10 protein-coding genes are annotated in these 10233 nt (G+C 66.1%); 9 read left to right on the top strand and 1 reads right to left on the bottom strand.

The genetic code is table 11. The features are described 5' to 3' along the window. The 4 genes from D769_RS16700 to D769_RS16685 all read left to right on the top strand — a co-directional run. On the top strand, positions 1-738 hold a 738-nt coding region (locus tag D769_RS16700), incomplete at its 5' end, for a flagellar hook-length control protein FliK (protein ID WP_008647193.1). A 188-nt stretch (positions 739-926) separates the two neighbouring features. Next, entirely contained in the window at positions 927-1961 is a 1035-nt protein-coding gene (locus tag D769_RS16695; protein ID WP_008647191.1) for an alpha/beta hydrolase, read from the top strand. 66 nt (positions 1962-2027) lie between these two features. After that, complete coding sequence (alkB, locus tag D769_RS16690; protein WP_008647188.1) at positions 2028-2690, top strand: DNA oxidative demethylase AlkB; 663 nt, start codon at positions 2028-2030, stop codon at positions 2688-2690. Positions 2691-2833: 143 nt separating this feature from the next. Continuing rightward, on the top strand, positions 2834-4303 hold the full coding sequence (locus tag D769_RS16685) for an SLC13 family permease (protein ID WP_008647186.1): 1470 nt from the start codon (positions 2834-2836) through the stop codon (positions 4301-4303). Between the two features lie 42 nt (positions 4304-4345). On the opposite strand, the gene D769_RS16680 is transcribed toward D769_RS16685, so the two are convergent. Beyond that, positions 4346-4663: a helix-turn-helix transcriptional regulator gene (locus tag D769_RS16680; RefSeq protein WP_152415012.1), complete on the bottom strand. Its 318-nt coding sequence runs from the start codon at positions 4661-4663 to the stop codon at positions 4346-4348. 233 nt (positions 4664-4896) lie between these two features. Between D769_RS16680 and araD the strand changes: the two genes are divergently transcribed. The 5 genes from araD to D769_RS16655 all read left to right on the top strand — a co-directional run. Next, positions 4897-6636: an L-arabinonate dehydratase gene (gene araD, locus D769_RS16675; protein ID WP_035884093.1), complete on the top strand. Its 1740-nt coding sequence runs from the start codon at positions 4897-4899 to the stop codon at positions 6634-6636. A gap of 7 nt (positions 6637-6643) precedes the next feature. Further along, positions 6644-7363 carry a ribonuclease activity regulator RraA gene (locus tag D769_RS16670; RefSeq protein ID WP_008647180.1) on the top strand — a complete coding sequence of 240 codons (720 nt, stop codon included), beginning with the start codon at positions 6644-6646 and terminating at the stop codon, positions 7361-7363. Between the two features lie 79 nt (positions 7364-7442). After that, the gene (locus D769_RS16665) at positions 7443-8411 is read left to right on the top strand and encodes a tripartite tricarboxylate transporter substrate binding protein (protein ID WP_008647177.1); all 969 of its coding nucleotides are present in this window, start codon (positions 7443-7445) and stop codon (positions 8409-8411) included. Between the two features lie 42 nt (positions 8412-8453). Beyond that, positions 8454-9392 (top strand): 2-hydroxyacid dehydrogenase, encoded by a 939-nt coding sequence (locus D769_RS16660; RefSeq protein ID WP_008647176.1) that lies wholly within the window; start codon positions 8454-8456, stop codon positions 9390-9392. Between the two features lie 107 nt (positions 9393-9499). Beyond that, on the top strand, positions 9500-10233 hold a 734-nt coding region (locus tag D769_RS16655; protein WP_040011088.1), incomplete at its 3' end, for an intradiol ring-cleavage dioxygenase.

Raw genomic sequence — 10233 nt, 5'->3', positions numbered from 1 at the left:
CCGGCGCAGACGGGCGCGCAGGACGCGCGCGGCCAAAACGCGGGCCAGCAACAGACCGGCCTCGGCCACGGCGCGCAACCGACCTTGCAAGCCGACTCGACGCAAGCCAGCCAGACGCCCGTCGCCACGCCATATGCCATGGCGCAGGCCAGCGCACGCACGGGTGAAGGCACCGACACCGGCGCCACGAATCCGAGCAGCGCTGCCATGCTGGCATCGGCCCTGTCCGCGCAATCCCAGGCGAACGCCGCACAGACCACGGCCGCCGCAGCAGCGGCGCGCCCGGCAGTCGCACCGAATCTTGGCGACAGCCAGTGGGCTCAGGCACTGGGCCAGCAGATGGTGCGACTCTCCACGCAAGGCAGCCAGACCGCCGAACTCGACCTGAACCCGCCGAACCTCGGCCCGCTCAAGGTCGTGCTCAATGTGGTCAACGATCAGGCCCAGGCCCAGTTCGTCTCGCCGCACCAGGCCGTGCGCGCCGCGGTGGAAGCCGCGCTGCCGCACCTGCGCACGTCGATGGCCGAAGCCGGTATCCAGCTTGGCCAAACGTCTGTCGGCAGCGATGGCTTCGCCCAGGCTGGCAACGGCGGCCAGCAGCAACAACGCCAACCGGGCAGCGGCAGCGCATTCGCGCAGGCCGCCGGGCTGACGCAGGATGCGCCGGTCCAGGCAACGGTGGCAGCGCCTCGCGCACCGCGCGTGCTGGCGCGTGGGGAAGTCGATACGTTTGCCTGATTCGACTGCGCCACGGGTTCTCCCTCTCTCCCATTTCATGGGAGAGAGGGAGAACACAACTCGCGCTTGATGCGTGCGCCGGCGCGCACTCCCTCGCCCACGAGGGCAGAAGGCCGAGGGGCCGCCCAAGCACGACATGGGCATTTGTGCGACGATTCCCCTCCCGATCCGCACGCCCCCTGCGCACCATGCTCAAAGTCCGTCCGCTGCTGCTCGCAGCCATCGCCCTCTCCGTCCCACTCGCCCAAGCTGCCCACGCTGCCCAGACCGCCGATAGCGGCCCGGCCTACGGTCCCCAACTCGAGGGATTCGATTACCCCTATCCGGTTCAGCAATATCGCTTCAGTTCGCAAGGGCAGCCGCTCGAGATGGCCTACATGGACGTCAAGCCGGAGAAGCCGAACGGCCGCGCCGTGGTACTGCTGCATGGCAAGAATTTTTGCGCTGCCACGTGGCAGGAGAGCATCCAGCAGCTCACCGCCGCCGGCTACCGCGTGATCGCCCCCGATCAGATCGGCTTCTGCAAATCGACCAAACCGCCGCACTATCAGTATTCGTTCCAGCAACTCGCGCGCAATACCCACGATCTGCTGGCCTCGATCGGCGTGCACGACGTCACCGTGATGGGCCATTCCACGGGCGGCATGCTGGCGATGCGCTATGCATTGATGTATCCGAAGGAAACCGCGCAACTGGTGCTGGTCAACCCGATCGGCCTGGAGGACTGGAAGGCCAAGGGCGTGCCGTCGCTGTCGGTGGACCAGTGGTACGCGCGCGAACTCAACGTGACGGCCGAGCGGATTCGCAACTACGAGAAATCGACGTACTACGTGAACCAGTGGAAGCCCGAATACGAGCCCTGGGTGCAGATGCTGGCCGGCATGAACCGTGGCCCGGGCAAGCAGATCGTTGCGTGGAACTCGGCACTGCTCTACGACATGATCTTCACGCAACCCGTGGTCTATGAAATAAGTGCGATCCAGGCCCCGACCCTGCTGATGATCGGAGACCGGGACACCACCGCCATCGCCAAGGACGCCGCGCCGCCGGACGTGCAGGCGAAGCTCGGCCACTACCCCGAACTGGCGAAAGCGACCGCCAGGGCGATTCCGAACACGACACTGGTCGAATTCCCCGACATGGGCCACGCACCGCAGATGCAGGATCCGCAGGCGTTCCACAAGGCGTTGCTGGAAGGGTTGGCGAAGGTGGGTGGGAAGTAGGCGTGGCTGGCAGGAAAACGGCAACTGCGATCCCGAGTACCATCCCAGGTACCCGAAATGCCCGCCATGACCTTCGACCTCTTCGACGCCCTTCCCGCTGATTCCAACGCCCCGCCTGCCGTGGAGACGCTTGCGCCGGGCGCCGTGGTGTTGCATGGATTCGCGCGGGATACGGGGCCGGAACTGCTCGCCGCCGTGCAGACGATCAGTGCCGAAGCGCCGTTCCGCCATCTGATTACGCCGGGCGGCCTGCGTATGTCCGTGGCCATGACCAATTGCGGCGAGCGTGGCTGGGTGTCCGATCGCACTGGGTATCGCTACGATGCGGTCGATCCGGAGTCAGGACGGCCCTGGCCGGCCATGCCTGCCGTGTTCCGGTCGTTGGCCGAACACGCGGCGGAAGCGGCTGGCTATCCCGGCTTCGCGCCCGATGCCTGCCTGATCAACCGCTATCTGCCGGGCACGCGCCTGTCGCTGCATCAGGATCGTGACGAACTCGATCTGCGCGCACCGATCGTTTCTGTCTCACTGGGCCTGCCGGCCGTCTTCCTCTGGGGTGGATTGCGTCGCGCCGACCGGCCGGACCGATTCCGGCTCGCGCATGGTGACGTGGTGGTCTGGGGTGGGCCGTCCCGGCTCGTCTTCCACGGCATCGCCCCACTGGCCGACGGCGATCATGCGTTGACCGGAAGCGAGCGAATCAACCTGACGTTTCGCAAGACCCGCTAAGCAAGACCCAAGACCTGCCAGTTACGCGGGATCGCATGGGCAGTTGCCTGCACACCAGGACAACCACTACGATAGCGGCTCCGCACCATCTTCAGAACAAGGCCGGCGCCACGTTGCGCCCGGCAGCCAGCGAGACAACCCCGATGTCAGCTTCTCCCGGCCATACCGGCCAGCCCGACAACACCGCGCCACGACAGGAAACCCCACCACCCAAACCTGCGCCGCTCGGCGGCCGCCCGGCCGATTCGATCCGCGCCGCATTGCTGATCGCCGCGTGCATCAGCGTGGTATGGATCGCAGGGCAGTGGCTGCAGGCGCCGCCCGCGCTGATCTGGGCCGGCGCGCTGGTGTTGTCGACGGTGTGCTGCTGGGCGGTCGGGGCGCTACCGGAGCCCACCGCCACGCTGCTGTTCTTCCTTGCCGCAGTGGTGTTCCATATCGCCCCGCCAACGGTGGTGTTCTCGGGATTCACGTCCACCGCGTGGTGGCTGATGTTTGGTGGCGCCGTCACCGGCGTGGCGTTGCGCAACACGGGACTGGCGCTGCGGCTGGCCGACATCATCTTCCACAAGCGCGTTGGCACCTATCCGCAGGTGATCACCACGGTGGCGCTCAGCGCGGTGGGCCTGGCCTTCCTGATGCCCTCCACCACGGGCCGCGTGCTGCTGCTGATGCCGATCGTGCTGGCGCTGGCCGACCGCCTTGGCTTCGCGCCCGGCTCCAACGGCCGCATCGGCATGGTGCTGACCGTGGCGGCCGCCAGCTACATGCCGCCCACGTCGATCCTGCCCGCCAATATTCCGAACAGCGTGCTGTTGGGCGCTGCCAGTTCGCTCTATGGCATCAACCTGAGCTACGGCAGCTATCTGCTGCTGCATTTCCCGGTGCTCGGCGTGCTGAAGACCGTGGTGCTGATCTGGGTAATCTGCCGCATGTTCCCGGAAAGCGGGCCGATCGCGCCGCAAGCCGCCAGCGTCCGCACGCAGATGGGGCCGCAGGAGCGTGCGCTGGCCATCATCCTGGCGCTGGCCGTGGCGGGCTTCGCCACGGATGCCTGGCATGGCGTTTCGCCCGCGTGGATCTCGCTGGCAGCGTGCATCATCTGCCTGCTGCCGGGCATCGGGCTGGTATCGCCCAAGGCCATGACCGAGCAGGTCCACCTGGTACCGCTGATCTACGTGGCTGGCTTCCTGGGGCTGGGCGCGGTGGTCGAATCGACGGGCCTGGGCAGCGCGATCAGCGCGGGGCTGCTGCACTGGCTGCCGATGACGCCCGGTCACACTGCGGCGAATGTCGGCACGATTGGCGCGATGGGCGCCGTCATCGGCATGTTGTCCACGCTGCCGGCCCTGCCGGCCGTGCTGACGCCGCTTGCCGCCGATCTGGCGAAGGCCACCGGACTGCCGCTTGAATCCGTGCTGATGCTGCAGGTGCCGGTGTTCTCTACCGTGTTCTTTCCGTACCAGTCACCGCCGATCATGATCGCAATGCAGCTGGGCGGCGTAGGCCTGCGGCACGGCACGCGCCTGTGCCTGACCATGGCGGCCATCACGATCGTGGCGCTGCTGCCGCTGGACTATCTCTGGTGGCGCCTGCTGGGCTACCTGCCCTGAACCACTCAGCCCCCTGACCGCACAACTCACGACCTCACGGCCTCACCACTCCAACCGGTCGATCTCCGCGTCGCTCAAGGTGGTGCCCGGCTTGTGGTCCGATTTGTGGTCCGGCTTGTCGTCCGGTTTGTCGTCCAACGCGCGCGGCTCCACGAACAGGTCGAAGTCATAGGCTGCCAGCAGCGCCAGTAGTTGCGCCACGCTGATCGTCTCGGGGTTGAGTTCCAGGTGCGAGATGCGGCTCTGGCTGATAGCCAGCCGGGCTGCGGCATCTGCCTGGGAAAGGCCCGCGATCTTCCGCGCGCCCTGAAGCACCTGGCCGAGCTGCTCGCTGCTCGAAATCACGACTCTCGACATCATTGATTACCGAGAAATGAATATCTGAAATCTATCAATTTCGAGATATTCATGACAAATTTTCACGCCCGACACGCCATGAATGTGGCGCATCGGGCGAATTTTCTGTCGCGCAATCCCAACCGCCACATATCTGACTTGCATTGACGCCCGGTTGCGTCGGTGAGTACACTGTGTCAGCCAATAGTCGTATGACAACTGACGACTATGACGAATACCAACGTGGAAGAGACAAGATGACGGCTCATAGAAAGACGCCGGACGCACTCCGCAGCGCGCGCTGGTTCGCGCCTGACGATCTGCGCTCATCCGGGCACCGCTCACGGATCATGCAAATGGGCTACTCGCCCGATGAATGGATGGGCAAGCCGCTCATCGCCATCATCAATACGTGGTCCGACATCAACCCATGCCACGCGCACTTCAAGCAGCGCGTGGAAGACGTCAAGCGCGGCATCCTGCAGGCCGGTGGTTTCCCCGTGGAGCTACCGGCCATTTCTTTGTCCGAGAGCTCGGTCAAGCCGACCACCATGCTCTACCGCAACCTGCTGGCGATCGAGGCCGAGGAGCTGATCCGCTCCCACCCGATCGACGGAGCCGTGCTGATGGGCGGCTGCGACAAGACCACGCCGGGCCTGCTGATGGGCGCCACCAGCGCCGGCGTGCCGGCGATCTACGTGCCGGCCGGGCCGATGCTGCGCGGCAACTACAAGGGCACGGTACTCGGCTCCGGTTCCGATGGATGGAAGTACTGGGACGAACGCCGCGCCGGCAACATCAGCAAGGCCGAGTGGATCGGTATCGAGGGCGGCATCGCGCGCAGCCACGGCACGTGCATGACGATGGGCACCGCCAGCACGATGACGGCGATCGCCGAGACCATTGGCATGACGCTGCCGGGTGCGTCGTCGATTCCGGCGGCGGACGCCAATCACATCCGTATGTGTTCCGAATCGGGTCGCCGCATCGTGGAGATGGTCTGGGAAGACCTGACGCCGGCACGCATCCAGACGCACCGCGCGTTCGAGAACGCCATCGCGGTCGCCATGGCCATGGGCTGCTCGACCAACGCGATCATCCACGTCATCAGCATGGCGCGCCGCGCGGGCCATGACATCGGCCTCGACGATTTCGACCGCATGAGCCGCCACGTGCCCGTGATCGCCAACATCCGGCCCAGCGGCGACAAGTACCTGATGGAAGACTTCTTCTACGCGGGCGGGCTGCCCGCACTGATGAGCCGCATCCGGGACAAGCTGCATCTCGACACGCTGACCGTCACCGGCCGCACGCTGGGCGAGAACATCGCCGGGGCCGAGGTCTACAACGACGACGTGATCCGCACGCGCGACAACGCGCTCTACCAGGAAGGCGCGCTGGCCGTCCTGCGCGGCAACATCGCACCGGACGGCTGCGTGATCAAGCCGAGCGCGTGCGAAAAACGGTTCTTCAAACATACCGGTCCGGCGCTCGTGTTCGACGACTACCCCTCGATGAAGGCAGCGGTCGAGAACGAAGACCTCGACGTTACGGCCGATCATGTGCTGATCCTGCGCAACGCGGGGCCGCAGGGCGGACCGGGAATGCCCGAGTGGGGGATGTTGCCGATTCCGAAGAAGCTCGTGAAACAGGGCGTGCGCGACATGCTGCGCATGTCGGACGCGCGGATGAGCGGCACGAGCTACGGCGCCTGCATCCTGCACGTGGCGCCGGAAGCGTACATCGGCGGGCCGTTCGCGCTGGTGCAAACCGGCGACCTGATCACGGTCGACATCGACCGGCGCAGCATCCATCTGGAAGTCTCCGACGAAGAACTGGAACGCCGCCGCGCGGCATGGCAACCGCCGCCACCCCGCTACTCGCGCGGCTACGGCTGGATGTTCTCGCGCCATATCCGCCAGGCCAACGACGGCTGCGATTTCGATTTCCTGCAAACCGACTTCGGCGAAGCCGCCGGCGAACCAAGCATCTACTGAACCCGCCATGTCCGAGCTCACCCCTGCCCTGCTCGCCGCGCTGAAAACCGTCAGCACCGCCACGCTGTGCACCGCGCTGTTCAAGCGCGGACTGCGCAACCAGTTCATCCAGGACGTGCGGCCGATCCAGTCCAACCCCGGCACGATGGTCGGCGAAGCGTTCACGCTGCGCTATATCCCGGCGCGCGAGGACCTGAATCCGATCACCGTGTTCCAGGATCCGAACCATCCGCAACGCCAGGCCATCGAGCAATGCCCGCCCGGCGCGGTGCTGGTGATCGACAGCAGGAAAGACGCGCGCGCCGCATCCGCGGGCTCGATCCTGGTGACCCGATTGATGCAACGTGGCGGCGCCGGCATCGTTACCGACGGCGGCTTTCGCGATTCTCCTGAAATCGCCCAGATGGCGATGCCCGCCTATCACCATCGCCCATCTGCTCCGACCAATCTCACGCTCCACCAGGCGCTGGAATTCAACGTGCCGATCGGTTGCGGCGATGTGGCGGTGTTTCCCGGCGACGTGATCGTCGGCGACGCGGAAGGCGTGGTCGTGATCCCGCAGGAAATGGTGGAGGACATCGCCGCCGAGGCGGTGGAGATGACGGCGTTCGAGGACTTCGTGACCGAGGAGGTACGCAAGGGCCGCTCGATCATCGGGCTGTATCCGCCCACCACTGAAAAGGCGCGTGAGGATTTCGCGGTCTGGCGGAAGGAACACGGGCGGTAACGCGTTCGATCTCTCCTCTCCTACGACGTGGGCGAGGGGAGCGCATCACAAACGATAACGATAACGATCGGGAGACCCCATGTTGAAGACAGCCCGCCTTGCCGTGGCGCTTTGCGCCGCCACGCTCTCCGTCACCGCCCCCGCGCAGACAAACTGGCCCACACGCGCCGTGACGATCATCGTGCCGTTCACTCCCGGTGGCGGCACCGACATCGGCACGCGCCTTGTAGCCCAGCGCCTGTCGCAGCTCTGGGGACAACCGGTGGTCGTCGACAACCGCCCCGGCGCGGCCGGCAACGTTGGACTGGAACTCACCGCGCGCGCCAAACCCGATGGCTACACGCTGGTGGCGGGCAACGTCGGCACGCAATCGATCAATCCGTTCCTGTACAAGAAGCTCTCCTACAACCCTGACGGCTTCGTCCCGGTGACGATGATGGCCGAGTTGCCATTTGCGCTCGTGGTCACGCCGGGCCTGCCCGCGAATACGCCGAAGGAACTCGTGGCGCTGGCCAAGGCCAAGCCGGGCAAGCTGACGTTTGCCAGTTCCGGCACCGGCGGCTCGCCGCATCTGTCTGGCGAGATCTTCAAGGCGGCGACCAGCACCGACATGCTCCACGTCCCATACAAGGGCGGCGGTGCGGCGATGACCGACCTGATGGCCGGCAACGTCGACATGTTGTTCGCGTCGATCCTCGAAACTACCGGCCACGTAAAGGCCGGCAAGCTGCGCGCGCTGGCCGTGACCGGCACCGTGCGCTCGCCGTCGATGCCAGATGTGCCGACGCTGGCCGAAGCCGGCATCCAGAACGCGGAGTCGGGCTCATGGGTGGGACTGCTGGCGCCGGCCGGCACGCCGAAGGAGATCGTCGACAAGATCGCCGCCAGCGTGAAGCAGGTGGTGGTCATGCCCGACGTGAAGAAGCAACTGATCGAGCAAGGCGCGATTCCAGTGGGCAATACGCCGCAGCAGTTCGCCGCCATCATCGCCCAGGACCGAAAGCGTTATGCAAAGATCATCGCCGATAATCATCTGAGCGCGGACTGACCCGCACCCAGCCAAAACACCGATAACAAGGACTCTTCTCGCATGAAACCCCGCCTCCTTCAGCATGGCCGACTCCCGGAAAAGACCGAAGCCCAGCTTGCCGAGCAGTTCGATGTCCATCCGTTCTGGGCCGAGACCGATCCCGCCGGCTATCTGGCAAAACACGGTGGCGAGTTCGTGGCGATGACCACGCGCGCCGCGATTGGCGTCGATGCCGCAATGCTGGCCGCGCTGCCGAACCTGCGCGTGATCTCGAGCTTTGGCGTGGGCACCGACAAGCTTGATCTGGAGACGGCCCGCGCGCGCGGCATCGCGGTCGGCTACACGCCGGACGTGCTCAACGACTGCGTGGCGGACACCGCGTTCGCGCTGCTGATGGACGCCGCGCGACAGGTCAGCGCCGCGGACCGCTTCGTGCGGCGCGGCGAATGGCCCAAGGGCCCGTATCCGCTGACCACGCGCGTCAGCGGCAAGCGCCTGGGCATCGTCGGTATGGGCCGCATCGGACGGGTCATCGCCAGGCGTTCGATCGGATTCGACATGGAGGTGCGCTACTTCGGCCGCAAGCCGCAGGACGGCGTGGACTACGGATTCGAGCCGTCGCTCGAAGCGCTGGCGAGCTGGGCTGACTTCCTGGTGGTGGCAACGTCGGGGGGCCCGTCCACGCGGCACCTGATCTCGGCCAGCGTGCTGGAGGCACTCGGGCCGCAGGGCTATCTGATCAACATCGCGCGCGGCACGGTGGTGGACGAAGCCGCGCTCGTCAGCGCGCTGACCGACAAGCGCATCGCGGGCGCGGGACTCGACGTGTTCGAGCGCGAGCCGCACGTGCCCGATGCATTGTTCGCGCTCGACAACGTGGTGCTGCTGCCGCACGTGGCCAGCGGCACGCACGAGACCCGTGCCGCCATGGCCGATCTGGTGTTCGACAACCTCCAGAGCTTCTTCGCCACCGGCGCGGTGCTGAAATCCGCCGTCTGACGTCGCCGTCCGAAGTGTAGCCGGGGCGACACCAGGTAGAAATACTGCGCGTCCCGCCCCGGACTACACTGGCATCCCACATCTTCATCGCCCTAACGGAACGTGTGATGCCCGAAGACTCTCGGCCCCGGCCCTCGGGGCGCCGCCGTCATCTGCTGGCCATGGGGCTTGGCGGCGCCGGCCTGATGGCCGCATCGCGCATGGCCACGGCGCAAACGCCTGCCGCGCTTCTGCCCCTCACCGCGCAGACCACCGAGGGGCCGTTCTACTTCGATGCCGGCAAGGTCCGCCAGGACATCACCGAAGGCCAGCCCGGCGTGCCGGTGGAGGTCCGCTTCACGGTGGTCGACATGCACGGCCGGCCGCTCGCGGGCAGGCGCGTCGACCTCTGGCACTGCAATGCCTCGGGGGTCTATTCCGGCTATGCGGGCCAGGTGGATGACCACGGCCAGCGCGTGTCCATGCGGAACCGCACATTCCTGCGCGGAAGCCAGCCGGTGGGCGCCGACGGCGTGGCAGTGTTCCGCACCATCTACCCGGGCTGGTACGCCGGGCGCGCCACGCATCTGCATATGAAGGTATTCGACGGCAGCCGTACTTTGCTGACTACGCAGTGTTTCCTGCCCGATGCGCTCAGCGAGTATCTCTATACGCAACTGCCGACATACCGCCGCAACGGCGTGCGCGATATCCTCAACCGCAACGACGGTATCGCGCTGATGGCCGGTGATACCGTGCTGGGCGCCGTGCGCGAAGCCCGCGACCGCTACGTGATCACGCTCACGCTGGTGGTCGATCCCGCCGCCACGGCGCCACGCGAGCCAGGCCATCCGCCGGGGCC

The sequence above is a fragment of the Cupriavidus sp. HMR-1 genome (assembly GCF_000319775.1).
In the GTDB taxonomy this organism is placed as follows: domain Bacteria; phylum Pseudomonadota; class Gammaproteobacteria; order Burkholderiales; family Burkholderiaceae; genus Cupriavidus; species Cupriavidus metallidurans.
The sequence above is the reverse complement of the archived record's forward strand: the minus strand, read 5'-3'. Positions and strand labels throughout refer to the sequence as shown.

Coding starts and splice junctions, on each gene's coding strand:
- D769_RS16695 (WP_008647191.1), top strand. CDS start 927: ATGCTCAAAGTCCGTCCGCTGCTGCTCGCAGCCATCGCCCTCTCCGTC.
- alkB (WP_008647188.1), top strand. CDS start 2,028: ATGACCTTCGACCTCTTCGACGCCCTTCCCGCTGATTCCAACGCCCCG.
- D769_RS16685 (WP_008647186.1), top strand. CDS start 2,834: ATGTCAGCTTCTCCCGGCCATACCGGCCAGCCCGACAACACCGCGCCA.
- D769_RS16680 (WP_152415012.1), bottom strand. CDS start 4,663: ATGATGTCGAGAGTCGTGATTTCGAGCAGCGAGCAGCTCGGCCAGGTG.
- araD (WP_035884093.1), top strand. CDS start 4,897: ATGACGGCTCATAGAAAGACGCCGGACGCACTCCGCAGCGCGCGCTGG.
- D769_RS16670 (WP_008647180.1), top strand. CDS start 6,644: ATGTCCGAGCTCACCCCTGCCCTGCTCGCCGCGCTGAAAACCGTCAGC.
- D769_RS16665 (WP_008647177.1), top strand. CDS start 7,443: ATGTTGAAGACAGCCCGCCTTGCCGTGGCGCTTTGCGCCGCCACGCTC.
- D769_RS16660 (WP_008647176.1), top strand. CDS start 8,454: ATGAAACCCCGCCTCCTTCAGCATGGCCGACTCCCGGAAAAGACCGAA.